This is a genomic window from Enterobacter sp. AC1, from assembly GCF_050434705.1.
Taxonomy (GTDB): Bacteria; Pseudomonadota; Gammaproteobacteria; order Enterobacterales; family Enterobacteriaceae; genus Enterobacter; species Enterobacter cloacae_L.
This window is the reverse complement of record NZ_JBNDIZ010000002.1, coordinates 42741-69445: the sequence shown is the minus strand read 5'-3', so window position 1 is coordinate 69445 and position 26705 is coordinate 42741. Positions and strand designations below refer to the sequence as shown.

Here is a 26705-nt window from a genome sequence, read left to right as displayed (position 1 = left end):
CCGCTGATTTAACGACAAGGCCGTGGAAATTATCATGCTGTGGTTCAAAAATTTGATGGTTTACCGTCTCAGCCGCGACGTTTCGCTGCGTGCAGAAGAGATGGAAAAACAGTTAGCCGCTTATACCTTTTCCCCTTGCGGTAGCCAGGATATGGCAAAAACCGGTTGGGTTCCGCCAATGGGTTCTCAAAGCGATGCACTGACCCACGCCAGCAGCACGGGTCAAATCATCGTCTGCGCCCGTAAAGAAGAGAAAATACTGCCTACGCCGGTGGTTAAGCAGGCGCTCGAAGCGAAAATTTTCAAGCTGGAAGCCGAGCAGGGCCGCAAGCTGAAAAAAACCGAAAAAGATTCGCTGAAAGATGAAGTTCTGCATTCACTGCTGCCGCGCGCCTTCAGCCGCTTCAGCCAGACCATGATGTGGATCGATACCGTTAACGGACTGATCATGGTGGACTGCGCCAGCGCGAAAAAAGCGGAAGATACGCTGGCCCTGCTGCGTAAAAGTATCGGCTCTTTACCGGTCGTTCCGCTGGCGCTGGAAACGCCAATTGAGCTCACGTTGACCGAATGGGTACGCAGCGGCGCTGCGGCACAGGGTTTCCAGATCCTTGATGAAGCCGAACTGAAAGCGTTGCTGGAAGACGGCGGCGTGATCCGCGCGAAAAAACAGGATCTGGTGAGCGACGAGATCGCGGTACACATTGAAGCGGGTAAAGTGGTCACCAAACTGGCGCTCGACTGGCAGCAGCGCATTCAGTTCGTGATGTGCGACGACGGCTCCGTGAAGCGTCTGAAGTTCTGCGACGAGCTGCGCGATCAGAACGAGGATATCGACAGGGAAGATTACGCTCAGCGCTTTGACGCGGACTTCATCCTGATGACCGGCGAGCTGGCCGCGTTGATTCAGAATCTGGTGGAAGGTCTCGGCGGCGAAGCGCAGAGATAATCTGCCTCACCCTAACCCTCTCCCCAATGGGGAGAGGGAAAAAAATCATTTCAGATAGCGGCACAGATAAGAGGTAGGTTCAGCAACCTGCAAATGGAACTCGCTGTGGCCAGGTACGTTGAAAACTTGCCCGGCGGCGTAGACTTTCCATTCCGTTTCACCCGGCAGCAACACGTTCAGCGCGCCGCTCACCACCGTCATTTCTTCGGCTTCCGCCGTGCCAAAGGTGTATTCCCCTTCAGCCATTACGCCAACGCTGGCGCGGCCAGTGCTGCTGCTGGTAAAACCAATGGATTTCACTTTACCGGAAAAGTATTCGTTACTCTGAAGCATGAACTGGCCCTTATATTTTTAGATAAAAATTCACTATAGGGGCCATGCTCATCACCTGTCACGCAAAATCATTACATCAGAAGCTCCGAGGCCAGGCGCGCCATCAGAACGTTGGATAACAGTACGGGCACATCCAGCGCCTTTTGCAGCAAATCGCGATGGTGCTGGTGGAAACCCAGACAGTCCAGGATCAACACATCAGCCCCTCTCTCCAGCAGTTCCTTTCCGGCGGCAATGAGTTTGGCCTCACTGTCCCAGAACGGATTTGCCAGCGCGTACAAGGGGACTTTTTCGAGCACCTGCCATTTCGCCTCCTGGTTGTCCATGAGCTCCTCGATAGGGACAATCACCCCAACCTGATGGCCATCGACGATGGAGGCTACCAGCGGCGGTATGATCCGCATCGGCTCCAGTAAAATCGCATTGCGCGCCGTGAGTCCTTTAATGGGCGCGGTGCTCATCAGCAAAATAACGTCATAACCTTGATTATCGAGCACTTCTATTACGCCCTGCAGCGAGCGCTCGATTTTCTGGCGTGACACATGCGCCAGTTTACCGTCGCTTAATAACGTCGCCAGGGGATCCTCCCCCGCCTCTACAGCGTAGTCTTCCATGACCTCTTCCCGACTCATCTTCCCCAGCAGGCTGAGGTGCGTTATCTGTTGTTCAGATACGTGCTCGGTTAAGAGCGGTAACACTTCGCTTACAGGGACCACACCAATGGTGAGGATCGCCAACGTTGCCTTCATCTTTATCGCCTTCCATTACTCCAACATCGTGCACACAGGTACAGGCTCACTACGCTGCACAGTTCATTTTTTCAACAAAACAGCACCAAGCGTAGCAGGCGATCCCGACATCGAAATGTAAAGATCGCCTGCCGATACCGGAGTTACTTGTAATAACTAAATATTAACTCCTGCTTAACTTTCTCGGTGAGTAAAAAGTGTGATACAGGCACGATATTGGAGCGTTTAGGAAAACGGTCAGGTTTTATCGGGATCTTCGTAGCGCCGTTTCGCATCCAGCGCTTCCTGTTCAGTCTCGTGTTCACTGATCAGCGAGTCCGGTTTTGGGTGATCGGCACGCAGTTGATACCAGGTCACGGTGTGACCCGTCTGGCCTTTTTCAACGGTAACAATGCGCGCTTCACGCGGATAGGGAGGTCTGGTTGGCATAGCTCATCCTTTTTTTATGTCTGAGCTATAAGTATAGACGCCGGTTAGCTTGCACAAGCCAAACGCAGGGCGGTAATAATCTGAATCACAACGTCTTCGGGAGACGCCGATGCATCCACCACGTGGTGAGCCGCTTCGCGGTATAACGCATCGCGTTCGGCCAGCACTTCACTCACCTCTTCGCTAAGCGGTCTGGAGGTCAGCGCGGGGCGTTGCCCCTCTTCAGGAAACGCTTCCAGACGCCCGACCAGCGCCGACACCGGCGCGCTGAGATAAATCACAATCCCCTTTTCGCGCATAAAGTGACGATTACACTCCGCCAGAACGATGCCTCCGCCGGTCGCAATTACGGCTGACGGCGTGGTGACCGCTTTCAGCGCGGCCGTTTCGCGTGCGCGAAAGCTCTCCCACCCTTCCTGCTCAACAATGTCGGCGATGGTTTTTCCGGCCTCGGTTTGTAGCCAGTGGTCGGTGTCAACAAACTGGCGATGACACACGCGTGCCAGCTCCAGGCCAACGGTGGTTTTCCCACAGCCGCGGGGGCCAACTAAAAAGATGGGTTGGGTCATAGCCAGGTGTTCCCCTTGATGCCGGATGGCTGAAGAGTGTAAAGAAATAATTGCAGAAGATGTTGCGATTACTTTACTGCAAAGCGGTACGGGATGACAACCCTGTGGAGGCCACACTGTACCACAAATTGACAATAATTATCATTACGCAGTGCGGCGCTTCACTTCCAGCAGCCATTTATCCAGTTCGGCAGCGAACTGCTGACGGTCGCGCTGGGACAGGCTGTCCGGTCCACCTGTCTGCACGCCGCTGGCCCGCATCGTATCCATAAAATCGCGCATGGTGAGCTTCTCGCGAATGGTCGAAGGCGAGTAACGTTCACCGCGCGGGTTGAGCGCCGCCGCCCCTTTCTCCAGCACTTCAGCAGCCAGCGGAATATCCGCCGTGATCACCAGATCTTCTGCACTGCACAGGCGCACAATTTCGTTATCCGCCACGTCGAACCCGGCCGGAACGCGCAAAGAGCGGATGAACCGCGAAGGCGGTACGCGAATATTCTGGTTCGCCACCAGCGTCATCGGCATCTGGACGCGCTCGGCGGCGCGAAACAAAATCTCTTTAATCACATTCGGACACGCGTCCGCATCAACCCAAATCGCCATATTGTCTCCCCATAATGAGTCTGCCGACTATTGTCGCCTGCATTTCGTTGTTAAGCTATCAATCAGAGAAAACAACGCATAATGACGGAGAATCGTGATGGACAAGAAAATCGGGTTTATCGGCTGCGGTAACATGGGCAAAGCCATCCTGGGCGGTCTGATCGCTAGCGGGCAGGTGCTACCGGGTCAGATTTGGGTCTATACCCCGTCACCGGACAAGGTCGCCGCGCTGCGCGATCAATACGGGATCAACGCCGCCGAAAGCGCGCAGGAAGTGGCCCAGGTCGCCGATATCGTCTTTGGTGCCGTCAAGCCAAACATCATGATCAAAGTCCTGAGCGATATCACCTCCAGCCTGAACAAAGAGACGCTGGTCGTGTCGATTGCCGCTGGCGTCACGCTCGATCAGCTGGCCCGCGCGCTGGGTCACGACCGTAAAATCGTCCGCGCCATGCCTAATACCCCCTCGCTGGTCAACGCCGGCATGACCTCCGTGACGCCTAACGCACTGGTGACCTCAGAAGAAGTGGCCGATGTGCTGAACATTTTCCGCTGCTTCGGTGAGGCGGAAGTGATTGCCGAATCGATGATCCATCCGGTGGTCGGCGTCAGTGGTTCTGCGCCTGCGTACGTCTTCATGTTTTTAGAAGCGATGGCCGACGCCGCCGTGCTTGGCGGTATGCCGCGTGCGCAGGCGTATAAGTTCGCCGCGCAGGCCGTCATGGGCTCCGCCAAAATGGTGCTGGAGACCGGCAAACACCCTGGTGAACTGAAAGATATGGTCTGCTCACCGGGCGGTACCACCATCGAAGCGGTGCGGGTGCTTGAAGAGCGCGGCTTCCGCTCGGCGGTCATTGAAGCGATGGCAAAATGCATGGAAAAATCAGAGAAGCTGAGTAAATCCTGATCGTCCCAGCCGGGCGTCAGGCAGCCACTTCTGTGCGGCTGCGCCCGGCATTTTTCGCCCTGTACAGCGCCACGTCAGCCGCCTTCAGCCATTCCCGATAATGCCCAAACTGCGGCCCCCAGGGGGCAACGCCCACGCTTATGCGCAGCGCTTCTTTTGGCGCGCACGGTAGCGACAGTTTCTCCAGCCGCTCGTGCACCCGTGACATTACGGCGATGGCGCTTTCCGCCGCGGTCTGCGACATAATCACCGCAAATTCATCCCCGCCAAACCGGCCGATGGCATCACCTGAACGCACCGACATCTGTAGCTGGCGCGTAATGGCGATGATCGCCTCGTCGCCCACATCATGCCCCCAGGTATCGTTGATGTTTTTAAAGTGATCGATATCAATCAGCAGTATCGTGGCGGTGATGTGGCTGCGTCGGCACTGCTCAAATTCATTTCGCAGCAGCATTTCCCAGTGCCGGCGATTAAAGACCCCGGTCATTCCGTCGCGGGTGCTCATCATTTCCAGCCGCCGCTTATGCTCAGCAAGCCTGACGGCCGTTCGGTGGCTGAGCCAGGCAAAGAGCATGGGATAAAGCACGAGTACGGGAAGCGTGAAGCCCCACTCCACAGGATCGGGGCTGAAGACAGTCCCCCTCCCGAAGAATGGCAACGTCACCAGCGCAGAGAGCAGGGTCAACATTATCCCCGGGATAAACAGACGGCAGCCGCCGGAACCCATCATATTCATCCCCACCATCATCACCAGCGCTGCGGTAGGTAACGCATTCATCCCCATCACGCCGATCCAGAGCCCGGCAATAATGGCATCGATCTTAAGATTGAAGATTTCCTGCTGATGAGGGGACGTGGCGCGGCAGGATAACTGCCAGGCGAAATGAGGCCAAATGAACGACCACCCCACCAGTAAAAGCCACCAGCCGCCGGGTAAAAAATGAGTGACCAGCATTCCGGCGATGGGGAAAAACATTGCCGCCAGCCCGGCAGCGCGTGCCAGCCGAACTCGCCGGGCAAACTGAATGCCGGCGCGGTGAGGGTCATCCTGAGAAAGGGTTAAACTCCACTCTTCCCGAATGCGCTTTTTGTTGTAATAGGTTTCATCATTCATCATTTTTGGGAATATTCTGAAACATTTTCCCAAATTATAGAGAGGGGGTCTGCGGGGAAAGTATGAAATTTCGGGTGAGCCGCCGGCGCTACTCACCCGATAGGACTACACTTTTTTCTTCAGGCAGGCACTCATGAACTTGCTGCGATCGTCCCCTTTCAGGGACTGCTCGGTTGCCTTCGCATTACACTCGCGCATTTTTTGCTGCTGCGGCGTCAGGCTTTTTTCAGCGGGTTTCGAGGCGCCATTTTTGAGGCAGTCGCTCATGTAGGTCTTACGGGCGTCCCCCTTCAGGCTCTGAGACGTCGCCTGTTGATTACACGTAGTCATACGCTGCTGTTGCGGCGTTAACGTTTTCTCTTCCGCGTTCGCCGATGCGACCATGAACAGGCCAGAGAGCAGAGTAACCAGTAATGTTGTTTTCATTGCACCATCCTTTTGTGAACATTCCCTGTAAGTCTGGTTCGTGACGGGAAAAAAACCACCCGGCAGATGTGATTTCCGCCGGGGTTTTATCATTTAAGGCCCAGCGCCGCCTTCATGGTGTAGAACAGATCCGTTTGATCGGTCAGGCCCACTACGTTTGCCGCATGCGGGCCATAAGCTGCAATGCGCAGCTGGGTGCCCGTGTGCTCCATGGACTCTTCTTCAGAGTTGCCATAGCTCAGCACCATGACGGCGCCATCTTTAGTGTTCAGCGCCTGCGTCAGGCCCGGCGCTTTGGTATCAGCCGGGATGATCTGGCTGGCGTGCGCATGGTCCGCGGTGACGATCACCAGGGTGTTACCGTCTTTTTTCGCGAAGGCCAGCGCCTTCTGCACCGCTTCGTCCAGATCGACCGTTTCGCCAATCTGGCCGCACGGATTGGCAGCATGATCCTGTTTATCGATCGACGCGCCCTCCACCTGCAGGAAGAACCCTTTTTCGCTCTTACTCAGCAGAGAGATCGCTTTATCGGTCATCGCCGCCAGCGTCGGTACGCTGTCAGTGCGTTTCGGGTTAGGCGTACAGGTTACGGCTGGCTTATCGATATTGCCGTGATATGAGGCTTTTGGTCCTTCCCAGCGCACGGGCATGTTGCCGTCGGAGAACAGCCCCAGCAGCGGCTTGTCCTGGCTCGCCTCGGTTATTGCCGCCAGAGAACTGGCATCACTCACCAGCTGATAGCCGCGGGCCTGCGCCTGCTCGCGCAGCGTTTTGCCCTGCCACTCGCCCGCCGTCGCGGCTTCCGCGAAGGTTTTCGCGCCGCCGCCCAGCGTCACGTCAGGGCGCGCGTTCAGCAGCTGTTCCGTAATCGATCCCTTGCCGCCTTTTTCCAGCGCGTTCGTTGGGCATTTTTCGCTGGTCACGGACGGGCCGTAGCATTTACGTGAGGTCACGTGTGCCACCAGCGCCGCAGGCGTTGCGTCCTGAAGCTCAGCGGTAGAGACGTTGCCGGTCGCCAGCCCCGCCGCTTTTGCCATCTCGAGAAGGGTTTGATGATCTTTTTCGTGAATATCCACGCCCAGCGCGCCGTTATAGGTTTTCACGCCAGTGGACCACGCCGTGGCGGAGGCCGCTGAATCCGTTACGTAATCCGGTTTGCCGGTTTTTTTATCCAGCGCGTAATGGGTATATTGTCCGGTCAGCGGTAATGCGTCGATGCCTTTAAAAAAGCCGCCCGCACCCTCAGCATAATTTCGCGCCGCCGTGATTTCGGAATCACCCATTCCATCGCCAATAAGCAGAATAATGTTTTTTGCCGGTTTCTCATTCAGCGAAGCGCGAATAGCGGCGGTTTGATCTTCCGACAATCTGCGTGCGCCGCCAGGCTCGGTGATATCCCCTTTTGCGGCACGATTATCCAGCACGCTGGTTTGGGCTGTGTCCGCATAAATGGCCGGGGTAATTAACAGGGGAAGTAATGCGATGAAAAGTGCGCTCTGTTTCAATTTATTTTCTCCATGTACAAATACATAAAAATAAAAACAGAGCGACTATAGGCATCCTGCATGACAATTCTATGACACGTCGTTACGTTCTGTGACGGTTTAGCTGCGCGGATGCCTTAACAGCTTCTTTACGTACTGGTGGAGCATCTCCGCATCCTCAACCGGCACCTGCGATTCAGGCCTGACGCTGTCCAGCGCGCCTTCCACACTCTCAATTAACGCCTGTTGATCGGTTTTCGCCATCTGTCGCAGCAGCGCGGTGACCACAATTTCCAGCGCTTCGACCTGGGCGACCAGCTCTTTTGACTCTTCTTCCTTTTGTGCAAGCTTAACCAGCAATTCAGCAATGAGATTTTTCATCGTGCTATTTCCTTATCAGTTTTTTCTGAAGTTAGCATTCTGAATCCGTTATGCAAAGAGAAGAAATATATTATGGTATGCAAAAGTGATGCAGGAACGAAATTAAATGTCTTTAGCCATGAGCGAAACGTTTTTCTATAAAAAATGCCGCATTTTGTTATATAAAAATGCGGCTACCATAAGAATATATAATACATCAGCGAAACGGTTATCTCCCTGATTTCGCCTCCGCCATTTGCCTGCGGCGACGCAGCGCAATAGCCAGCTGGATAATATTGATTAAAACGACAATTGCCGTGGCAGCAAATACCCAACGAAAACCGGCCATTGCGGAAACGGAAGCGCCAATAAGCGGACCGGCAACATTCCCCAAATACATAAATGACTGGTTATATCCAAAAATACGCCCTGTCACCTGGTCGCTGGAATATTTAACCAGCAGGGTCTGTACCGCAGGCAACATTGCGCCATCGGCAAAGCCGAGCAGAAAACGCAGTACGCCAAGCTGAAGCGGAGAGGTGACAAACGACATGGCGAAAAAGAGCACCACGGCAAAGATCAGCGTTGCCATCAGAATGCGCGCCGTGCCAATCCTGTCACCCAGTTTTCCAAGACGCGGCGCGGAAATTAGCGCGGATACGCCCGGCACGGCGGCAATCATGCCGCTCAGAAACGCGATATTGTTACTCTCCGGCTCCATCGACTTAATAAACAGCGCCAGAATCGGACCAACCGAACCGTTACAAAGCTGGATAACCATGGTGGTCACGAACAGGCTGATCATCAGCCCCGGATAAGGCAGCGAGGCGAAAACGGCCCTGCCGCTGAGGCGTTCAGATTTACTGATAACGGGGCGGCCTCCCTCTTTGATAAGAAAGAGCGTCACCAGAAAACTGACCACCAGCAGGATCGCGGTGATGATAAATACCGCGCGCAGCCCGACGTGGTCCGCCAGAAAGCCTCCCAGCAGCGGGCCACCGATGACGCCGCTTATCTGCGCCGTGGAGAGCGTGCTTAGCGCCCAGCCGCTGCGCTCGCGGGGTACCTGAGAGGCGACCAGCGCCATGGCGTTGGGAATATACCCGGACGTCAGTCCCATCACCGCTCTCAGGAAAAAGAGCTGCCAGACGTTGGTGGCAAAGGCCTGCAGCAGAATGGCGATCGCCATCCCGAGTGAGGCGCGCAGCAGCATCAGCTTCCGGCCCTTCCGGTCGGCCAGGCTGCCCCACATCGGTGACACAATGGCGGACACCAGAAACGTGACGCTGAACGTCAGACCGGACCACATGGAAAGTGCTTCATGAGAGGTCACACCCAGCTGTGAAACGTATAGCGGCAGGAACGGCAAGATCTGGCTGATGGCAAGCCCGGTAAAGAAGCAACCGAACCAGACCGAGATGAGATTTACTTTCCAGGATTCCATAAAGAAATAGTCTTCATTTTTAGGCGAATTCGCAGACAGATTAGCAAGTTACGCGTGGTGACGTCGCACCAGAGATGCGGCCTGAATGACTTTGGTGTTTTATCTTCCCAGTCATCATATTTGTGAAATAAGTCACAAATCATCCATTTTTTGGCGGAATATTATGCTTCAGCGGCAGAGTCCGAACCCGCGCATTCCCAGATGAAAATGGTTGGCATGCGCCGCGTTATATTCTGGCCCCAGACCGTTCCCGTAGTAGCCACAGCTTGCCGCCAGCATTGCCTTTAGCCATGGCTGCGCGTTGGCAGCCTTCCAGCCGTTCAGCACCGTGACGCGTTCACCGTTCGTCAGCCGAAAGGCGGCGATATCCAGCGCCTCTGCCGTGGCATGTTCACTGCGTCGCGCGTCAGGGCGGTGGTAAATATTGCGGCAGGCATAGCTGCCGAGGTGGTCGATTCGCGCCAGGTCACTGCCCATATAGCGTTTTGTCAGCGGCCGGGCCTGCTGGCTGATAAACAGCGCAGAGCTGAGCGCCAGCGGACAGCTGGCAAGAAAACTGCCGTTAAGGCTGACCGGGCCGAAGCTACGCACGCGCACGACATTGTTAAGCGGACACGCCCCGCCGCTGTCAGCCACCGGCTGGGTGCGGATAAGATCTCTTTGGTTAGCCTGGGATAACAGGCTGGCGCACGCCTCGGGGGTTAAACGCCGAAGCTTATACTGGGTGATTCGGCCAGGCGGGTCGTCAAGCGTCAGCGGGATGAAAGGGTTGTAGTGAGGCGGCAACCAGCGGTAACCCACCGTTGCGATGGCCACAATAATCAAAACGGTCAGCAGCGTTTTTCCTTTCACACTCCCCCCTCAACATTCCCCAAAATAGTATGGCAGAAGGTCGCGAAACCCGCCGGGCATCGTGGTATGTTATTGGCTTTTCGTCAGACTGGAAGAGAGTGAGATGGCTAAGCAGCGCGTAGGTATTGTCTTTGGGGGAAAATCAGCGGAGCACGAAGTTTCATTGCAATCGGCCAAAAATATCGTTGATGCGATCGATAAAAGCCGTTTCGACGTCGTGCTGCTGGGCATTGATAAACAGGGTCAGTGGCACGTTAACGATGCCAGCCAGTATCTGCTTAATGCCCACGATCCGGCACACATCGCCCTTAATCCATCGGAAATTAGCGTCGCGACCGTACCCGGCGTGGTGAAAGGGCAGCTCATCGACGCAGGAAATGCACAGGCTCTCGCCCAGATTGACGTTGTCTTCCCAATCGTACATGGCACCCTGGGCGAAGATGGTTCCCTGCAGGGAATGCTGCGCATGGCCAACCTGCCGTTCGTCGGTTCGGACGTCCTCGGCTCCGCCGCCTGCATGGACAAAGACGTCACCAAGCGCCTGCTGCGCGATGCCGGGCTGAATGTTGCGCCGTTCGTCACCCTGACCCGCGCCAACCGCGACAAGCACGGCTTCGCGCAGATCAGCGAACAGCTGGGACTGCCGCTGTTTGTGAAGCCTGCAAACCAGGGCTCCTCCGTGGGCGTCAGCAAAGTGACAAGCGAAGCACAGTTCACCGAGGCCGTCCGCCAGGCGTTTGAGTTCGACCATAAAGTGGTGGTTGAGCAGGGTATCAAAGGCCGTGAAATTGAATGCGCCGTACTGGGCAACGATTTCCCACAGGCGAGCACCTGCGGCGAAGTGGTCTTAAACAGCGACTTCTACTCGTACGACACCAAATACATTGATGACAAAGGCGCTCAGGTTGTCGTTCCTGCGGATATCGATCCAGCAATCAACGATATGATCCGGGCGATCGCCATTCGCGCCTATCAGACGCTCGGCTGCTGCGGCATGGCGCGGGTCGATGTGTTCCTGACGCCGGAAAACGACGTGGTGATCAATGAAATCAACACGCTGCCGGGGTTCACCAACATCAGCATGTATCCGAAACTGTGGCAGGCGAGCGGGCTGGGCTACTCGGAGCTGATCACCCGCCTGATTGAACTGGCGCTGGAGCGTCACGCCGCCGACGGCGCGCTTAAAAGCTCCGTAAACGGTTAATCGGCTCGCTTCGCCGCTTCCGCCGTCGTCTCTTCAGAACGACGGCGGATAATCAAACCCGCCAGCCAGAAACTGATTACCCAGGTCACCAGCCCGACGGCATACGTTTGCCACCCTTTTGCTTCAAACCCCAGCAGGCCCACGACGCCGTTCAGAATAAAGATAAGCCCGATAGCAAAGGCGTAGTAGTGCCAGTCACGGCGTAGTTTGGACGTGAGCTTCATAACAACTCCGGCAGGAAAAAAAGATATCCTCTCACAGATTTATGGCCAGGTCTGCGGCAGATACGGAAATTCTGAAACGCGACGCAATTTCACTTAAGTGACAAAATTGTGATGTGCTGCAGAATTCAACAATCCAGGAGGATTCCGGCGGGTAAATTACCACGATTCTGATATTGACAAATGCGATGACCTGTCAAACTCACCCTGTACGAAGCGTATTGAAAAAGAGTGATATTTCGGGAGGTCCTATGGCTGACTTTACATTGTCGAAACCGATTTTTGGCGGCAAACCAAAAACCTCCACGGCGGGTAATATCGCTTATGCCCTGTTTGTCCTGTTCTGCTTCTGGGCCGGCTCGCAGTTGCTCAATATGCTGGTCCATGCGCCGGGCGTTTATGAACACCTGATGCAGGTCCAGGACAACGGACGCCCGCGGGTTGAGATTGGCTTTGGTGTCAGCACCCTGTTCGGCCTGATTCCCTTCCTCACGGGATGCATGATTCTGGGCGTTGTCGCGTTAGTTCTGCGCTTTCGCCGTCGCCGTTAAAGCCCCATACAGCGAGCCCGGCGATCGTCCACGCGTTTAGCAAACCAGGCTGTGGTCAGGTTACGCGTGATTTTCGGGCTTTCCAGCTGGATCCCCGGCAGGATAGCCCTCGGTAACGTTTTCCCGCTTTTCTGCTCTGCGAGCGCAAACACCTTCCTGTACAGATCCGTTTTCTCGAATGCCAGGCTGTCGCCTTTCTCAAGCTGACGTCGAATGTCGCTGTTGCTCAGGCCAAGCGTTGTCGATAATTTCCGTACTGCCAGCTCGGTGCTTCCCGCCTCGCTGCTGCCGTAAGCGATAAGATCGCCGTCCAGCGCCAGCTTGACGCCGCTTGCGCGGCTGACCGCACTCTGAAATGCCGCGTTACGGCTGGCATACCAGCCCGCGTTAAAGTCGGCAAAGCGGTAGAGCGGCTCACTGTAGTTCGCCGGATAATTCAGCAGATGATACGTGCCGAACCACAGCCCACCGCGCAGGGAGAAGACCTCCTGGCGCACCGTACCGTCGATTTTCCACGGGTAGCCGTCGGTATGTTTCTCCGCGAACGCAATGCTCACCTGCATCGGCCCACCGGTGTGTACCGGGTTAAGCGAGCCAAATAGCTTCTGCCCCATCGGGACCATGCTGATGAAATCATCAAAAATGGCGCTGAGCTGCTTTTCGGTTTTCACCGAATCCAGCCGTTCGCTGTAGCTTTTACCGTTTGGCGAGTTGATTTTAAGCGCGGTGTGCACGAGGAACACCGGAATGTGCATGGATTCCGCCCGGCGGTCGATCTCTTTCCAGGCAATTTTGTTCAGGCCCGGCACGGCCGGATCTGACTGGTACATCGACTCCTGCTGCGCCACCGCCAGCACCGAGCAGATGTTCTCCTCGGTCGGCGCGATCTTTTGGCTTTCAAAGGTTTTTGCCAGCGCATCTGCCCACGCATTGCGATCCTTCACGCTGGCGGGCATTTTCTGCCGCACAACGCTTGCCACATCAACGGGCTTCTCGCCCTTTTTGAGCGGAGCGGCCCCCTTTTCGGCACAGCCCGCCAGCGCAAGAGCGGCCAGTAAGGACAACGGTAACGCGCGCGGTACGGCAAAAGTCATAGCAACTTCCTGTATTAGCTAAATGTATTGGTAACTTCCTGCAGGTCACGATCGTCCAGCTCGCGTTCAAAGCTGCGCAGACGTTTGTAGATGGACATCAGTTCTACCAGCGTAGTCCATGAGCTGATCAGGTACTGGAACGAGCCTCGAACCTGACCGAAAACGTTGGTGATCTGCGTCATCAGACCGAGCGTAATCGTACCCGCAACAATCGACGGAAACAGCAGGAACAAACCGAAAACGTTGTCCACCTGCAGATACAAAATACGCGCGATGTTGAAATACATATAGTGGAAGTAGAGACGGAAATAGTTACGACGCACGGCGCCAAACAGCTCGCGGACGGTCGGCGGCGAGGCGCGGTTGGCATCATCTTCGCCGTAAACCAGCTCTTTACGGTATGCGGCTTCGACGCGTTGATTTTTAAACTCCAGGCCCGGTAGTTTGATCCCCACCACCGCCAGCAGGCCCGTCCCCATCAGCGACCAGACGATTGCGGCAATCACCAGACCATACGGCAGGTGACCCACAATCGGCAGATCCGGCACATGCGCCGAGAGCGTCACCAGCACGGGCAGGAAGGCAATCAGCGTCATGATGGCGTTGATAAAGCTGACGCCCATGTCTTCAAGGGTTGAGGCGAAACGCATGGTGTCTTCCTGCACACGCTGCGCGGCACCTTCGATATGGCGCAGGTGCTGCCAGTGCGCCATGTAATGTTCGTTCATTGCGGTACGCCAGCGAAAAACGTAATGGCTGACGAAGAAGTTATTCATCACGCCGATGATCACCGCAATAAGGGCAATACCGAGGAAGATCCCAACTTCATGGTAGAACTGGTTAATGGTCACCTTGTGCGGCGAACTCAGCGCGGTCTGGATAAGATCGTAAAACGGCGCATACCAGGCGTTAACCGCCACGCCCACCTCCACGAGGAACCAGGTCACAAAGATAATCAGGGATGTGCCGAGAATAGACCAGTACTGCCAGCGGTGCGGAGAATAAACAAACCAGAACAGCGCAAACAGCCCCACGCATACCGTGTAGTAAGCATAAAACAGCAGATAGCTCAGCGACCAGAAGCGCGCGGCGCTAATCGGTACATCGCCCGTTGCCCCCGTGATGCGCGTCAGCCATGCGCCGCCGCCCGCCTGCCAGAAAATGACAGCGATGAGTGCCCAAATAAATGCCGACAGGAAAAAAGGCCCCGGCTTTGGGAAAAAAGACTTAAACATAATGCTTCCTTCTTGTTGTTATGGCTGTTGCTGTGCACAACACATCACCACACGAAAATCTGCCTGAGTCAGCCACCCGACGCAGGCAAAAAGGTCAGACCCGAGGGTTGATTATTAGTTCGCTTTCCAGTTTTCGAGAATTGTTTCGGTGCGTTTCACCGCGAGAGGATTCGCGGGTGCGATGAAGTCGCGCCAGACGTCGTTGTAGTGGTTAATCAGAACCTGAGCATCAGCCGCCGGGCGATTGGCGGTGGTATGGGCATCTTCCGCCACGATGATGTGGTAGCCGCGGCTGACGCCGTTCTTAATCGTCGCGTCGACGCAGTAATCGGTGGCGCAGCCGCAGATGACAAACTCGCAAATGCCCTGCTCGCGCAGCAGCGCTTCAAGCGAGGTGTTATAGAAGGCATCACAGGCGGTTTTGGTCACGTAAAGTGCGCCAGCCGGCTGATTGAGTTCAGGCAGTAGCGCAAACCCTTCACTTCCCTCTTCCAGCCCCCCGGTCTCGGTATGCTGAATAAAAATCACCTTGTCGGCTGCCTGCGTAAGCTGGTTGATCAGAGAGACGCACTTTTCGCGCTGATGACGCGGGGTTTCAAATACCCCGTTCTGCATATCGACAACCATAACCACACGCTTTTCAGACATACCGTTCTCCGTAAGATTGAGTGACACTGGTGCCTATCATAAGCCCGATGTCACAAAATGGGAGATGGCTCGCAAGTAAATTGTTCATATTTACCCATGGTTACGTTTTTCTCGCTATCGTTATGCAATTCCGGGCATTGCACGGTACCGATTAGTAGTATAAATACCCATTACTTTCCTCATTCACTTCATGGATGCTTTTCGTTGAAACGTTGTCTGCTCTCTTTTGCCGCGCTGTGTGCGGTGAGCTTTTCTACCGCCCAGGCAGCCCAACCGCTGACGGCGCCCGTTTTAGCTTCAGACATTGCCGATCGCTACGCGAACCTTATCTATTACGGCAGCGGCGCGACCGGGATGGCGATGGTTGTCATCGACGGCAACCAGCGCGTGTTCCGCAGCTTTGGCGAAACGCGCCCAGGAAGTAACGTTCACCCGCAGCTGGATTCCGTTATCCGTATAGCGTCCTTAACCAAGCTAATGACCAGCGAAATGCTGGTAAAACTGCTCGACCAGGGCGTGGTGAAACTCGACGACCCGCTCAGCAAATACGCGCCGCCAGGTGCCCGGGTTCCGACATATCAGGGCACGCCGATCCGGCTTGTGAACCTTGCCACCCACACCAGCGCTCTGCCGCGTGAACAGCCTGGCGGGGCTGCGCATCGTGACGTATTTGTCTGGCCAACGCGCGACCAGCGCTGGAGCTACCTGAGTACCGCCACGCTGAAGGCGGCCCCGGGTTCGCAGGCCTCTTATTCAAACCTGGCGTTTGACCTGCTGGCGGATGCCCTCTCGACGGCAGCGGGTAAACCCTACACGCAGCTGTTTGAAGAGCAGATAACCCGTCCGCTGGGCATGAAAGACACCACCTTTACCCCGTCCCCGGATCAGTGCCGTCGCCTGATGGTGGCGGAGAAAGGCGCAAGCCCCTGTAATAACACGCTGGCGGCCGTGGGCAGCGGTGGGGTGTATTCCACCCCTGGCGACATGATGCGCTGGATGCAGCAGTTCCTCTCATCGGATTTCTACGCTCGCAGCAGCCAGGCCGATCGTATGCAGACCCTGATTTATCAGCGTACTCAGCTGCACCGCGTTATCGGAATGGACGTGCCGGGTAAAGCCGATGCGCTCGGCATGGGCTGGGTTTATATGGCGCCGAAAAATGGCCGTCCGGGTATTATTCAGAAAACTGGGGGCGGCGGCGGGTTCATTACCTATATGGCAATGATCCCGCAGTCAAACGTGGGCGCGTTTGTGGTGGTTACCCGCTCTCCGCACACGCGCTTCGTTAATATGAGCGACGGTATTAACAATTTAGTGGCTGAACTGAGCGCCAACAAAGCGCAGGTTCTCACAGCGTCTAACTAAATCTAATATTCCGTGGGCAAGCGGTTAATGCTGACCAGCTTGCCCCGGCTCATACTGATGTAATTTCCCTGCCGCAGGGCCGCGAGCACCTCTGCCACCACTGAACGTGAAATACGCGTGCTTTGTTGAATATGATTCATCACACCAATTTTTGAGCGCAGCGCTTCATCCCACTCCGCCATATTCAGCAGCATGGCGCGGATCTGGTGATAGGAATTATTTCCCACCAGCTGCATATCGCGTTTTTCAAGAATGTGATTTATCCAGGATAACCAACAGAATGCCTCTTTCCACAGAGCGTGTTGTTGTATAAGTTGACGGGTGGCTTCATTGGACACATAAAAACCCGTGCAGGGTGTTTTGGCTATCACTCTGTATTCCTGACAGTGGTTAATCATCACCGTGGACAGTCCCAGAATAAAAGGTGCTTTCGCGATGCCCACAAGCAGCTCATCTGTAAGACGATAGATTTCAATGATACCGGTTTGTAATACGATAGTGCGGGGCTCATTACACTCGCCGGATGTTATTATTTGTTGTGGAGCAGATTGAAACGGGGTACTGGCTGCTATCAGACACTGTTCGAGCCGGCTTAATTCAGAAAGTGGTTTCGCATTAACGTTCATGCAGACCTCAAAGCATCCGTATTTGTCGGTTCACTATTATTTTATCGAAAAAAAAACGGGGGATATCCTCCCCCGCTTTTTTACATTACCAGGTGTATTTCACACCCAGATTTGCGCCCCAGTTCTGGTCAACGTCACCGCCGCCCAGATAAGTCGCATCAGTATAAGCACTGAAATTCTTTGTGAAGCTGAACTGGGTGCCCAGGCCCACGCGAACAGCGGAACCTTTCACCCCGTTGTCGATGCTGTCACCGTTAATATCAGCATTGTTATCGGCGTCGTCATAGACGTAGGCCAGTTTGAAGTAAGGCGTCAGAGCCTGATCGCCGCCGTAGTTGAAGGTATAACCCGTATCAACTCCGAGCTCATAGCGCAGGCTATCGTAAGATTGCCCGTCCATGCGCATGTCATTACTCAGACGATAATCATCACCAGACTGGAACAGGCCAGACACGGCTGCGTATGGCGTAACATAGCCAGAGAGGTTTGGTTTCCAGTCATAGCCCAGTTTCAGACCAAAACCAACAGCGTCGCTGGTGGTATCGCCGTCAACATATTGACCGTTGCTCATGTTAGCGGAGAGATCGCTGTTGAAGCGGGTGTAGCTCAGTGAGCTGTCGAGGAATACATCGTTCGCAAACTTCGCCGACGCATAGATCATCGCCGTCTGGCTGTCCTGATCGACCTGACCGGTACGATCGCTGATATCACCCTTCGCAAACCCTGCCGCACCACCGACGATCCACTTCGCGTTATTACCGTCAATCTGGGTATCCAGACCCACCATAATACCGCTTACGTCCTGATCGTAACTGATAACGCCATTGTCTCCGTCGAAATTGCCGCCGAAATAGCTTACCCACGCCCCGCCGTTATCCGCCAGGCCGTGACGGCTGTTGGTTAAACGCGTGCCTACGGTATCCTGCTGCAGGTTCCAGATATTGGTATTGGCAGAAGGAATGCTCAGCGCCATATTTGCGTAGTCGGTCAGCGCTTTCTGCTGGAGAACAACGGTGTCACCCTGCTGCTGCGCCTGGTAGGTATAAGCACCTAAATCGGCTTTGTTTGCGGCAGTAAAGCTGGCTGCAGTATCCGCGTTATTGTCATAGATGCGGACGATCTCTTTATTTTTGTAATCTGCAACGGAACCGGCCCCCGTCGCGTCGTCGATACGGACTTTGTAATTGCCTGCGACGTCACCGTTCACCGCCAGATGGCCGTCAGAGTTAATCGCCACAACGCCGTGGTCGTAATCAGCCTGGTGAATATCGTTGGTGATATAGCGTGCGTTGTTCAGATCGCTGTTCAGCACGTAATCACGGCTGGCAACGTTCAGCACACCACCATCGGTCAGTACCATATTGTGCGTATCAACCTGACCCAGCCCCAGCGCCAGCTCTGCACCGTTATCCACGGTGATGGTGTTGGCATACAGTTCGGCCGTTTCTTCCGTCAGTGCCGCGCGGCTATAGCTGTCCAGGTACAGATGGTCGGTCGCCACGCCGCCGCTGTCACCAATGTTCAGTGATGAGGCATTGGTCAGAGTGATGGTATCCGCCAGCAGACCAGAGTTTTCAACATTGACCTGAGAGCGGTTGTTTACCGCCAGCGTGTCGATATTAGAAACCTTACGGGTATCCCACTCAGAGCCGTTATCCAGCGTGATGTTAAACAGACCGCTCTGGTACACCGCTTCACCTGCAACGTGTCCGTTGCTGTCATAGGTGGAATCCGGCCAAATGCTGTTAGGGGACAGGCTACTCCAGTCAACGTTGCTGTAGCCCAGGCCATACATTTGCGCCGTGCCGATAGCCTCGACGCTGGACTGCGCGGCACCCACCCACTTGCTGCCGTTGGTCAGGGTGACATCCAGCTTATCGGTACCGTCCCAGCCGTTGGTGGTTGGATTATAGATACCGTCTTCAGTCGTATCGGTTGCAGGATCGCCGTTCGGGTAGAAGTTGTTGTCGAAGGTGCTGGAGAAAAGAATGTCGCCAGTCACGGTGGAGTGATCAAACGTCGCGGACGTTTGCATCGCGTTATCAGACGCGCCAGCGGCCACGATCAGCGCCGCATCATCTGCCGCTGTTGCGTTGGTTTCACCCTAATCGCTCGGTTTCGCGGTTTGGCCGTAGAAGCCGCTGGTGCCTAAATCACTGTAGGCGCCAGAGGTCAGTACAGAATCTTTCACCAACAACGTGTCGGTAAAGACGTTGCTGCTGTTGGCTACGCCTTCAACACCGTCGTAGGGGGTATTATCCACTTCCTGATAACCCTGCGTCAGGGTTATACCGGCGACGTGTGAATTATTCTGGATAACAATATCTGATTCCACATCCAGGGTAATCGCATTACCCAGACCATATGTGTCCAGATAGTGTTTTTCCGTGTTTTCCCCCTTCACGACATCATACGCATAATGCTCGTACGTATCGTTAATGGTGGAATTATCGACGGTCAGGCTAAAGCGATCGTACTGAGAATGATTGGTGCCGTCAGTATCCAGGCCGTCAGCACATGTTGTGGTCATGCACTCTGAGGTAATCATGCCATTAATGGTGCTATTGGAAATGCTCAATGCATTCGCCCGACCATTGATACCATCATCCAGATAATACGTTGAAATAACACCATTCACGGTGGATTTATTAATCACCGGATAAATATCACCGTCATGACTGGCACCGGAGTAATTCCAGTCAGCATAACCATAATACCAGGGCGTAGACGCGGCATTATCATATCCAAAAGTATTATATGTCGTACCAGAAATATCTTTCGCATTGGCCTGAGAAGCGATAGCCAGGGTGCAGGCTAATGCAAGTTGAGATACAACCAGTTTCTTTTTCCATGTTTGCATTGGGTCATCCCTCCTCAGGGACGTAAGCAAGTTTGTCCGTCAAATCATTTGGCAATATTTAATTGCGGAGCGAATTATGCATTTTCATTTCGAAAAGGTTCAATGAATGTTTCCATTAAGTCCGTATCCAGACAAATAACACCCTGAAATCACGAAACGATAAACCACTACAAACAAACATCATCAAAACAGAAGCTTAAAATACGAAAGAAGCCATGCGGAATATATTACAATAGATAATGGATCATTTTTAATTATATATTCACCCCAATATAGAAGCAGCGCGAATATCTCATCGCTCTTTCAGAGTGATACTTCCCTGAATTACATATTGATGAGATAAAGCCTGACCTGCCGCATTTTGCAAAAACAAAAAGCCCACTTTCGTAAAACCACAGCCTCCACTTTGAGGTACACTAGCCTTCTTTGTTCCACAAACATCAGGCATACCATGACCGATTTAATTGCACGCCCCCGCCGCCTGCGCAAGTCACCTGCACTGCGCGCCATGTTTGAAGAGACAACCCTGACCTTAAACGATCTGGTGTTGCCGATTTTTGTCGAAGAAGAGATTGATGACTATAAGGCCATCGAAGCCATGCCGGGCGTAATGCGCATTCCGGAGAAGCATCTGGCACGCGAGATCGAACGTATCGCCAACGCGGGGATCCGCTCGGTGATGACCTTCGGCATTTCTCACCATACCGACGCCACCGGCAGCGATGCGTGGAAAGAAAATGGCCTCGTCGCCCGCATGTCGCGTATCTGCAAAGAGACCGTGCCGGAAATGGTGGTGATGTCAGACACCTGCTTCTGTGAATATACCTCACACGGCCACTGCGGCGTGCTGTGCGATCATGGCGTGGATAACGATGCTACCCTGCTTAACCTTGGCAAGCAGGCCGTCGTTGCGGCCGCTGCCGGTGCGGATTTCATTGCGCCTTCTGCCGCGATGGACGGACAGGTTCAGGCGATTCGTCAGGCGCTTGATGCGGCGGGCTTTACCGATACCGCCATCATGTCCTACTCCACCAAATTCGCCTCCTCCTTCTACGGCCCGTTCCGCGAAGCTGCCGGTACGGCACTGAAGGGCGATCGTAAAACCTATCAGATGAACCCGCTGAACCGTCGGGAAGCGATCCGCGAATCCCTGCTTGATGAAGCCCAGGGCGCAGACTGCCTGATGGTGAAACCAGCAGGCGCGTATCTCGATATCCTGCGCGACATCCGCGAGCGCACCGAGCTGCCATTAGGCGCTTATCAGGTCAGCGGCGAGTACGCGATGATCAAATTCGCTGCTCTGGCCGGTGCGATTGACGAAGAGAAAGTGATCCTGGAAAGCCTGGGCGCGATCAAGCGCGCCGGCGCGGATCTGATCTTCAGCTACTTCGCGCTGGATCTGGCCGAGAAGAAAATCCTCCGCTAATCTTCACCAAACTGCAATACAACCGACATCTCCTCCTTCTACTGTCTGGGCAAGACGGCAGGAGGAGTAACCATGTTTAGCCTCGATAGCGTTCTCGACGATCTTTGGCCTCAGGCGAGGCCTGCACCCTGGCAAAAAAGTCTGTTAAAAAGACTGTTTTACGAAGACGAATTTCAGCAATTTGCCGCAGCACACCGACACCTGAAAGGGCTGGATATGGTGGAGCAAGTTCTGGAACACCTTGATATTCTCTGCACCGTTTCCACTCGCGATCTCGAACAAATCCCCGAACATGGCCCGCTGGTCATTATTGCTAACCACCCGACGGGTACGCTGGACGGGCTGGCGCTGATGTACGCCGTCTCCCGCGTGCGGCGCGATGTTAAAGTCGTGACTAACCGGATGCTGACCCACCTTGAGCCCCTCAGCTCGCTGTTTATTCCCGTGGACAATATGGGCGGCAGGACGGCGAAATCGTCCCTGGTCCATATGGAACAGCATCTGCAAAACGCGGGCGTGCTGATCTTCTTCCCGGCAGGCGAAGTTTCCCGCCCCTCGCGCAAGGGTATTCGCGATAAGAAATGGCACTCCGGCTTTATCAAACTCGCCGGCAAGCTGCGCGCGCCGCTGCTGCCGGTGCATATTCAGGCGCATAACAGCCTGCTCTTTTATGCCAGCACGCTGGTATCCCCGACGCTGTCGATGCTGCTATTGATGCAGCAAATGTTCCGACGCCGCCACAGCCAGCTTCCGATTAAAATCGGCCAGCAGATTGCGTGGCATCACTGGCATAGCGCCACCCTTTCGTCGCGTGAGATGGCCGAGCAGTGCCGTCAGCACGTGATGCGTCTTGGCAAGGGAGTGCCTGGCGTCTTTAAAACCCAGTGCGCCATTGCCCGCCCGGAAGACCGCGCCACGCTGAAACGCGCGCTGGCGCAGGCCGAGTGCCTGGGGAAAACCAGCGACGGTAAAACCATCTATCTTTGGCAGCGCAACGGTCAGGAAGATGCCCCGCTGCTGCGCGAGCTGGGCCGCCTGCGCGAGATTGCCTTTCGCGCGGTGGAGGAAGGGAGCGGCAAACGCCGGGACACCGACCGTTACGATGACGATTATCTGCACCTGATCCTCTGGGATGATGAAGATCTGGAGATCGTCGGCGCGTATCGCTTTATGCCCACCGCCAGCCAGGTTGAGCGTCGGGGTCTGGAAGGGTTGTACAGCTATAGCCTGTTCCACTACGACGATAAAATGCAGGACGTGCTGGAACACGGTATTGAACTGGGGCGCAGCTTCATTCAGCCGCGCTACTGGGGACGCCGCGGCCTGGACTATTTATGGTCCGGGATTGGGGCTTATCTGGCGCGCTATCCGCACTACCGCTACCTGTTTGGCCCGGTCTCCATTTCCGGTGGCTTACCGCCTGCCGCGCGGGATCTGCTGGTGGCATTTTACCGCCTGTGGTTCCCGGCAAGCCATCCGCTCGCCGCCTCGCGCCAGCCGTATCCGGCATCGCTGCCGGATGTTCTCGCGCAGTTTGGCGGGGTGGATTACGTGGACGACCTGACGAAGCTGAAATCCCTGCTCGGCAATCTGGGCTGCGGCATTCCGCCGCTCTACAAGCAATATTCGGAGCTTTGTGAACCCGGCGGCGTTCAGTTTATTGATTTTGGCAGCGACCCGGCCTTCAACGACTGCGTCGACGGGCTGGTGCTGGTGGATTTATGTTACCTGAAGGCGAACCGCTATCAGCGGTATATTGAGGCGCACCTTTAAATGTGCGGTTTTTTGTAGGCCGGGTGGCGCTACGCCTTACCCGGCCTACGGGTGCGACGGTTCAAGGACGGTAAAACGGCTTATCCCCCAAAATCGTCGCCCGCTGCATAATCCGGCGCTGCGGAAGATAGTCCGCATTGGCATAGTGCTGCGTTACGCGGTTATCCCAGATCGCCAGGTCGTTCTCCTGCCAGCGCCAGCGCACCTGAAACTCCGGCTTGGTGATATGCGCGAAGAGGAACCCCAGCAGCGCCTCACTCTCTTTCTCGGACACGTCCACAATGCGCGTCGTGAACCCTTCGTTCACGAACAGCGCCTGCTTGCCCGTCACCGGATGGGTGCGCACGACCGGGTGCAGCAGCGGAGGATGTTTAGCAACCGCCTCCTGCCAGCGCTGATGCTCCTCTTCGCTCTTGCGATACTTATATTCCTGGAACGATTTTTTGAAGTCATGTTCTGCGCGCAGCCCGCTCAGCAGCGTCCGGAACGGCGCGGAGAGCGCCTCATACGCCGCAATCCCGCTGGTCCACAGCGTATCGCCGCCGGTTTCCGGCAGCAGCTTCGCCGCGAGAATCGCCCCGGCCGGCGGCGTTTCGATAAAGGTCACGTCGGTGTGCCAGTTGTCGTTATCCGGCGGGTTATCATTGTGGGTGTCCAGAACGATAATCTCCTCCACGCCTTCCGCATGCGGATAGACCGGGTGGATATGCAGGTCGCCAAAGCGCAGGGCCAGCGCGCGCTGCTGCTGCGGGGTGATCGCCTGTTCGCGCAGGAACACCACCTGATGGCGCAGCACCGCGTGGTACAGCTGCTCGAACTGGTTATCGCTCAGCGGACGGGTCACATCCAGGCCCGACACCTGCGCGCCAATGTACGGCCCCAGCGGGGTAATGGTCAGACGTTCACTCATTGTATTTCTCCATGCCAGGGCGTCAGGCGGCGCTGTAACGCGCGCAGCCCCAGTTCTAATCCAAAGGCGATCGCGGCAATGACCGCAATTCCTGCCAGCACCACGTCAGTCGCCAGGAACTCTCCCGCCGACTGCACCATAAACCCAAGGCCGCGCGTGGCTGCAATCAGCTCTGCCGCCACCAGCGTGGACCAGCCCACGCCGAGGCCAATGCGCAGCCCGGTTAAAATTTCCGGCAGTGCGCCCGGTAAAATCACGAACAGCAGCACCTGCGTGCGGCTGGCTCCCAGCGACTGCGCCGCGCGGATCCGCACCTGCTGGGCGCTCTTCACGCCCGCCAGCGCCGACATGGCGACCGGGGCGAAAATCGCCAGATAAATCAGCAGGATTTTTGACGTTTCACCGATGCCGAACCAGATCACCATCAGCGGCAGATAGGCCAGCGGCGGCACCGGACGGTAAAGCTCAATCAGCGGGTCGAGTATGCCGCGCACCGTCGGACTCAGCCCCATCGCAATGCCCACAGGAATGCCGATGATGACGGCTGCCAGCAGCGCCACCAGAATACGCGCCAGACTTGCACCCAGGTGCTGCCAGAGCGTGGCATCCATAAAGCCCTGCGGCCCGGCGATGGTAATGAGTTTGGCCAGCACCTGTCCCGGCGGCGGCAGAAACAGCGGGCTGACCCACTGCTGGGCAGCAACCGCCCACCACACCGCCAGTAAGACCAGCAGCGTACCGACGCTCAAGGTGATTTGGCGCGAGAAAGGCCAGCGCAGCGCCAGACGCGTGCGGCGCGTTTTTTCACTGAAGACGATGCTCATGAGAAAGCCTCCCGTTGTTCAAACACGCGGCTTAAGACGTATTCACGCTGTTCAATAAACAGCGGATCGGATTTGATGCTGCGCACGGGTTCTCCCGCGACGTAGCGGCGGGCGAAATCCAGCGGCAGGCGCTCCAGCACGCGGCCCGGCCCCGGCGAGAGCAGCACCAGCTCGGTTGCCATAAACACCGCCTCTTCGATATCGTGGGTGATCAACAGCACCTGCTTGCCCGTCTCATGCCACAGGCGCAGCAGCAGGGTTTGCATCTGCTCGCGGGTGAAGGCATCCAGCGCCCCGAACGGCTCGTCCAACAGCAACAGCTGCGGATTTGCGGCCAGCGCGCGGGCAATACCTACACGCTGCCGTTGGCCGCCGGAAAGCTGCCAGATAAAGCGTTTTTCCGCCCCTTCCAGCCCCACTTTTTTCAGCATCGCCCGCGCCGTTTCCAGCCGCTGTTCACGATTAACACCCGCCAGCTGCAGCCCAAACGCCACGTTTTCCTGCACGTTGCGCCAGGGAAGTAGCCCTTCGTTCTGGAAGACCACGCCGCGCTCGGCGCCCGGGCCTTCCACCTTTTTGCCTTCCAGTTGAATGGTGCCATGCTGATAAGGGACAAACCCGGCGATCAGATTCAGCAGCGTGGTTTTCCCACACCCGGACGGGCCCAGCACCACCAGCAGCTCACCGCTGTCCAGCGTCAGGTTGATGTCCTCCAGCGCGGGTTTCCCGGCGTAATCGGCGTACAGATTTGTAATATTCAGCATGGCGAACTCCTTATTTCACAAAGCGGTCGGTCACGTACTGGCTGTAATCCGCCGCCACCGCGGGCACTTTGCCCTGCTCTTTCAGGAAGGTGGCGGTATCCACAATCGCTTTGTTCACCGGCCCGGTCAGCTGCTGCACCTGCTGCGCAGGCGTCAGATAGGTATTGCCCTTCACCAGCCCCGGCACGTCCGCTTCCGGCACGCCGCTCAGGCGGGAGAGTTTTTCCAGGTTGGCGGGCTGCTTCAGCCATTCATCCGGATTGCTGATGTACGGCTGCTGGGCGTCAATCGCGCTTTTGGCAAAGGCCTTCACCACCTCAGGATGCTTCTCAGCGAAGTCTTTGCGCACGACCCACACGTCGAGGGTTGGCGCGCCCCACTGGCCCACTTTTTCGGAGTCGGTCAGCACAGTGCCGTCTTTTTCCAGCTCGTTCACGGCAGGTGCCCACACATAGGCCCCGTCAATATCCCCGCGCTGCCAGGCGGCGATAATCGCCGGCGGCTGCAGGTTGAGAATTTGTACCTGACCCGGCTTGATGCCCCAGTGTTTCAGCGCCGCCAGCAGGCTGTAGTGCGTAGTTGAAATGAACGGCACGGCGATGCGTTTGCCGATCAGATCTTCCGGTTTGGTGATGTTTTTCTTCACCACCAGCGCTTCAGAGTTCCCGAGCTGTGAGGCGAGCAGGAACACTTCAATCGGCACCTGCTGGCTGGCCGCCACCGCCAGCGGGCTGGATCCGATATTGCCGATCTGCACGTCGCCGGACGCTAGCGCACGCACCACGGACGCCCCGCTGTCGAATTTACGCCAGTCGACTTTCGCGCCGCTCTCTTTCGCAAAGGTGTTATCCGCCTGCGCGACTTTCGCCGGTTCCGCAGAGGTTTGATACGCGACGGTGACGTCCACCGCCTGCGCCTGAAAAGCCCACAGCGCCAGTGCGCCAAGTAATGTGATTCGCGATGAAATTGCCATAGTGCCTGC

27 protein-coding genes and 1 pseudogene are annotated in these 26705 nt (G+C 55.8%); 7 read left to right on the top strand and 21 right to left on the bottom strand.

Going from position 1 to position 26705, the window contains the following annotated elements; translation table 11 throughout:
- Positions 1-34 precede the first annotated feature (34 nt).
- Positions 35-949, top strand: a complete 915-nt coding sequence (gene rdgC, locus M2433_RS05205; protein ID WP_023310540.1) for a recombination-associated protein RdgC — start codon at positions 35-37, stop codon at positions 947-949.
- 45 nt (positions 950-994) lie between these two features.
- Here rdgC and ppnP read toward each other — a convergent pair whose 3' ends face one another.
- From ppnP to M2433_RS05180, 5 genes are all read right to left on the bottom strand, one after another.
- The gene (ppnP, locus tag M2433_RS05200) at positions 995-1282 is read right to left on the bottom strand and encodes a pyrimidine/purine nucleoside phosphorylase (protein WP_008503270.1); all 288 of its coding nucleotides are present in this window, start codon (positions 1280-1282) and stop codon (positions 995-997) included.
- Between the two features lie 71 nt (positions 1283-1353).
- A complete protein-coding gene (locus M2433_RS05195) occupies positions 1354-2031 on the bottom strand; it encodes an AroM family protein (protein ID WP_023334676.1) in 678 nt (225 codons plus the stop codon).
- Between the two features lie 237 nt (positions 2032-2268).
- Positions 2269-2460, bottom strand: a complete 192-nt coding sequence (yaiA, locus tag M2433_RS05190) for a protein YaiA (RefSeq protein ID WP_032638425.1) — start codon at positions 2458-2460, stop codon at positions 2269-2271.
- A gap of 44 nt (positions 2461-2504) precedes the next feature.
- Positions 2505-3029 carry a shikimate kinase AroL gene (gene aroL, locus M2433_RS05185; RefSeq protein ID WP_047347308.1) on the bottom strand — a complete coding sequence of 175 codons (525 nt, stop codon included), beginning with the start codon at positions 3027-3029 and terminating at the stop codon, positions 2505-2507.
- A gap of 144 nt (positions 3030-3173) precedes the next feature.
- Positions 3174-3632, bottom strand: coding sequence for a YaiI/YqxD family protein (locus tag M2433_RS05180; protein WP_047347309.1), 459 nt, complete (start codon positions 3630-3632; stop codon positions 3174-3176).
- Between the two features lie 97 nt (positions 3633-3729).
- Here M2433_RS05180 and proC point away from each other — a divergent pair, with 97 nt between their 5' ends.
- Positions 3730-4539 carry a pyrroline-5-carboxylate reductase gene (gene proC / locus M2433_RS05175; RefSeq protein ID WP_111963440.1) on the top strand — a complete coding sequence of 270 codons (810 nt, stop codon included), beginning with the start codon at positions 3730-3732 and terminating at the stop codon, positions 4537-4539.
- Positions 4540-4555: 16 nt separating this feature from the next.
- Here proC and adrA read toward each other — a convergent pair whose 3' ends face one another.
- The 6 genes from adrA to M2433_RS05145 all read right to left on the bottom strand — a co-directional run bounded on the left by adrA (position 4556) and on the right by M2433_RS05145 (position 10222).
- Positions 4556-5659: a diguanylate cyclase AdrA gene (gene adrA / locus M2433_RS05170; protein ID WP_429053732.1), complete on the bottom strand. Its 1104-nt coding sequence runs from the start codon at positions 5657-5659 to the stop codon at positions 4556-4558.
- A gap of 102 nt (positions 5660-5761) precedes the next feature.
- Positions 5762-6082: a phosphate starvation-inducible protein PsiF gene (gene psiF / locus M2433_RS05165; RefSeq protein WP_047347312.1), complete on the bottom strand. Its 321-nt coding sequence runs from the start codon at positions 6080-6082 to the stop codon at positions 5762-5764.
- A gap of 89 nt (positions 6083-6171) precedes the next feature.
- Positions 6172-7587 (bottom strand): alkaline phosphatase, encoded by a 1416-nt coding sequence (gene phoA / locus M2433_RS05160; protein ID WP_429053734.1) that lies wholly within the window; start codon positions 7585-7587, stop codon positions 6172-6174.
- Positions 7588-7686: 99 nt separating this feature from the next.
- Positions 7687-7947 (bottom strand): anti-adapter protein IraP, encoded by a 261-nt coding sequence (gene iraP / locus M2433_RS05155; RefSeq protein WP_024906786.1) that lies wholly within the window; start codon positions 7945-7947, stop codon positions 7687-7689.
- A 208-nt stretch (positions 7948-8155) separates the two neighbouring features.
- Positions 8156-9370, bottom strand: a complete 1215-nt coding sequence (locus M2433_RS05150) for a multidrug efflux MFS transporter (protein WP_429053737.1) — start codon at positions 9368-9370, stop codon at positions 8156-8158.
- Positions 9371-9538: 168 nt separating this feature from the next.
- Entirely contained in the window at positions 9539-10222 is a 684-nt protein-coding gene (locus tag M2433_RS05145) for an extensin family protein (RefSeq protein ID WP_429053739.1), read from the bottom strand.
- A gap of 103 nt (positions 10223-10325) precedes the next feature.
- Between M2433_RS05145 and ddlA the strand changes: the two genes are divergently transcribed.
- Positions 10326-11426, top strand: coding sequence for a D-alanine--D-alanine ligase (gene ddlA, locus M2433_RS05140; protein ID WP_429053741.1), 1101 nt, complete (start codon positions 10326-10328; stop codon positions 11424-11426).
- Here the strand turns inward: ddlA and M2433_RS05135 are convergent.
- Positions 11423-11650 (bottom strand): DUF2754 family protein, encoded by a 228-nt coding sequence (locus M2433_RS05135; RefSeq protein WP_429053742.1) that lies wholly within the window; start codon positions 11648-11650, stop codon positions 11423-11425. The genes ddlA and M2433_RS05135 overlap by 4 nt on opposite strands.
- A 248-nt stretch (positions 11651-11898) precedes the next feature.
- Here M2433_RS05135 and M2433_RS05130 point away from each other — a divergent pair, with 248 nt between their 5' ends.
- Positions 11899-12198: a DUF2755 family protein gene (locus tag M2433_RS05130; RefSeq protein ID WP_047347318.1), complete on the top strand. Its 300-nt coding sequence runs from the start codon at positions 11899-11901 to the stop codon at positions 12196-12198.
- On the opposite strand, the gene M2433_RS05125 is transcribed toward M2433_RS05130, so the two are convergent.
- From M2433_RS05125 to M2433_RS05115, 3 genes are all read right to left on the bottom strand, one after another.
- Positions 12195-13292: a DUF1615 domain-containing protein gene (locus M2433_RS05125; RefSeq protein ID WP_429053744.1), complete on the bottom strand. Its 1098-nt coding sequence runs from the start codon at positions 13290-13292 to the stop codon at positions 12195-12197. The genes M2433_RS05130 and M2433_RS05125 overlap by 4 nt on opposite strands.
- A 14-nt stretch (positions 13293-13306) precedes the next feature.
- Positions 13307-14527 (bottom strand): peptide antibiotic transporter SbmA, encoded by a 1221-nt coding sequence (gene sbmA, locus M2433_RS05120; protein ID WP_063429208.1) that lies wholly within the window; start codon positions 14525-14527, stop codon positions 13307-13309.
- A gap of 114 nt (positions 14528-14641) precedes the next feature.
- Positions 14642-15175, bottom strand: coding sequence for an isochorismatase family protein (locus M2433_RS05115; protein WP_429053745.1), 534 nt, complete (start codon positions 15173-15175; stop codon positions 14642-14644).
- 204 nt (positions 15176-15379) lie between these two features.
- Between M2433_RS05115 and ampH the strand changes: the two genes are divergently transcribed.
- Positions 15380-16540: a D-alanyl-D-alanine-carboxypeptidase/endopeptidase AmpH gene (ampH, locus tag M2433_RS05110; protein ID WP_429053748.1), complete on the top strand. Its 1161-nt coding sequence runs from the start codon at positions 15380-15382 to the stop codon at positions 16538-16540.
- Positions 16541-16542: 2 nt separating this feature from the next.
- On the opposite strand, the gene M2433_RS05105 is transcribed toward ampH, so the two are convergent.
- Together M2433_RS05105 and M2433_RS05100 are read right to left on the bottom strand one after the other, a co-directional pair.
- Positions 16543-17166, bottom strand: a complete 624-nt coding sequence (locus tag M2433_RS05105) for a helix-turn-helix domain-containing protein (protein WP_429053750.1) — start codon at positions 17164-17166, stop codon at positions 16543-16545.
- 85 nt (positions 17167-17251) lie between these two features.
- A pseudogene (locus tag M2433_RS05100) lies at positions 17252-20026 on the bottom strand (autotransporter outer membrane beta-barrel domain-containing protein).
- A gap of 451 nt (positions 20027-20477) precedes the next feature.
- Between M2433_RS05100 and hemB the strand changes: the two are divergent.
- Both hemB and M2433_RS05090 read left to right on the top strand, forming a co-directional pair.
- Positions 20478-21452 (top strand): porphobilinogen synthase, encoded by a 975-nt coding sequence (gene hemB / locus M2433_RS05095; RefSeq protein ID WP_429053752.1) that lies wholly within the window; start codon positions 20478-20480, stop codon positions 21450-21452.
- 72 nt (positions 21453-21524) lie between these two features.
- On the top strand, positions 21525-23225 hold the full coding sequence (locus M2433_RS05090; RefSeq protein ID WP_429053753.1) for a lysophospholipid acyltransferase family protein: 1701 nt from the start codon (positions 21525-21527) through the stop codon (positions 23223-23225).
- A gap of 61 nt (positions 23226-23286) precedes the next feature.
- On the opposite strand, the gene tauD is transcribed toward M2433_RS05090, so the two are convergent.
- From tauD to tauA, 4 genes are read right to left on the bottom strand one after another with little or no spacing between them, the layout of a single operon-like run.
- Entirely contained in the window at positions 23287-24135 is an 849-nt protein-coding gene (gene tauD / locus M2433_RS05085) for a taurine dioxygenase (RefSeq protein WP_219323616.1), read from the bottom strand.
- Positions 24132-24959 carry a taurine ABC transporter permease TauC gene (tauC, locus tag M2433_RS05080; protein ID WP_010427972.1) on the bottom strand — a complete coding sequence of 276 codons (828 nt, stop codon included), beginning with the start codon at positions 24957-24959 and terminating at the stop codon, positions 24132-24134. The genes tauD and tauC overlap by 4 nt, the downstream gene beginning before the upstream one ends.
- Positions 24956-25723 (bottom strand): taurine ABC transporter ATP-binding subunit, encoded by a 768-nt coding sequence (gene tauB, locus M2433_RS05075; protein WP_429053754.1) that lies wholly within the window; start codon positions 25721-25723, stop codon positions 24956-24958. Before tauB ends, tauC begins: the two co-directional genes overlap by 4 nt.
- 10 nt (positions 25724-25733) lie before the next feature.
- On the bottom strand, positions 25734-26696 hold the full coding sequence (gene tauA, locus M2433_RS05070; RefSeq protein WP_042716721.1) for a taurine ABC transporter substrate-binding protein: 963 nt from the start codon (positions 26694-26696) through the stop codon (positions 25734-25736).
- Positions 26697-26705: the final 9 nt, after the last annotated feature.

Excerpts from the sequence above, each read along its gene's own strand:
- rdgC (WP_023310540.1), top strand. The coding sequence starts at position 35 with ATGCTGTGGTTCAAAAATTTGATGGTTTACCGTCTCAGCCGCGACGTT.
- adrA (WP_429053732.1), bottom strand. The coding sequence starts at position 5,659 with ATGATGAATGATGAAACCTATTACAACAAAAAGCGCATTCGGGAAGAG.
- sbmA (WP_063429208.1), bottom strand. The coding sequence starts at position 14,527 with ATGTTTAAGTCTTTTTTCCCAAAGCCGGGGCCTTTTTTCCTGTCGGCA.
- psiF (WP_047347312.1), bottom strand. The coding sequence starts at position 6,082 with ATGAAAACAACATTACTGGTTACTCTGCTCTCTGGCCTGTTCATGGTC.
- ppnP (WP_008503270.1), bottom strand. The coding sequence starts at position 1,282 with ATGCTTCAGAGTAACGAATACTTTTCCGGTAAAGTGAAATCCATTGGT.
- M2433_RS05130 (WP_047347318.1), top strand. The coding sequence starts at position 11,899 with ATGGCTGACTTTACATTGTCGAAACCGATTTTTGGCGGCAAACCAAAA.
- M2433_RS05195 (WP_023334676.1), bottom strand. The coding sequence starts at position 2,031 with ATGAAGGCAACGTTGGCGATCCTCACCATTGGTGTGGTCCCTGTAAGC.
- tauC (WP_010427972.1), bottom strand. The coding sequence starts at position 24,959 with ATGAGCATCGTCTTCAGTGAAAAAACGCGCCGCACGCGTCTGGCGCTG.
- tauA (WP_042716721.1), bottom strand. The coding sequence starts at position 26,696 with ATGGCAATTTCATCGCGAATCACATTACTTGGCGCACTGGCGCTGTGG.
- iraP (WP_024906786.1), bottom strand. The coding sequence starts at position 7,947 with ATGAAAAATCTCATTGCTGAATTGCTGGTTAAGCTTGCACAAAAGGAA.
- tauD (WP_219323616.1), bottom strand. The coding sequence starts at position 24,135 with ATGAGTGAACGTCTGACCATTACCCCGCTGGGGCCGTACATTGGCGCG.
- M2433_RS05105 (WP_429053750.1), bottom strand. The coding sequence starts at position 17,166 with ATGAACGTTAATGCGAAACCACTTTCTGAATTAAGCCGGCTCGAACAG.
- M2433_RS05180 (WP_047347309.1), bottom strand. The coding sequence starts at position 3,632 with ATGGCGATTTGGGTTGATGCGGACGCGTGTCCGAATGTGATTAAAGAG.
- ddlA (WP_429053741.1), top strand. The coding sequence starts at position 10,326 with ATGGCTAAGCAGCGCGTAGGTATTGTCTTTGGGGGAAAATCAGCGGAG.
- M2433_RS05125 (WP_429053744.1), bottom strand. The coding sequence starts at position 13,292 with ATGACTTTTGCCGTACCGCGCGCGTTACCGTTGTCCTTACTGGCCGCT.
- M2433_RS05090 (WP_429053753.1), top strand. The coding sequence starts at position 21,525 with ATGTTTAGCCTCGATAGCGTTCTCGACGATCTTTGGCCTCAGGCGAGG.
- proC (WP_111963440.1), top strand. The coding sequence starts at position 3,730 with ATGGACAAGAAAATCGGGTTTATCGGCTGCGGTAACATGGGCAAAGCC.
- tauB (WP_429053754.1), bottom strand. The coding sequence starts at position 25,723 with ATGCTGAATATTACAAATCTGTACGCCGATTACGCCGGGAAACCCGCG.
- hemB (WP_429053752.1), top strand. The coding sequence starts at position 20,478 with ATGACCGATTTAATTGCACGCCCCCGCCGCCTGCGCAAGTCACCTGCA.
- M2433_RS05115 (WP_429053745.1), bottom strand. The coding sequence starts at position 15,175 with ATGTCTGAAAAGCGTGTGGTTATGGTTGTCGATATGCAGAACGGGGTA.
- M2433_RS05150 (WP_429053737.1), bottom strand. The coding sequence starts at position 9,370 with ATGGAATCCTGGAAAGTAAATCTCATCTCGGTCTGGTTCGGTTGCTTC.
- M2433_RS05135 (WP_429053742.1), bottom strand. The coding sequence starts at position 11,650 with ATGAAGCTCACGTCCAAACTACGCCGTGACTGGCACTACTACGCCTTT.
- aroL (WP_047347308.1), bottom strand. The coding sequence starts at position 3,029 with ATGACCCAACCCATCTTTTTAGTTGGCCCCCGCGGCTGTGGGAAAACC.
- yaiA (WP_032638425.1), bottom strand. The coding sequence starts at position 2,460 with ATGCCAACCAGACCTCCCTATCCGCGTGAAGCGCGCATTGTTACCGTT.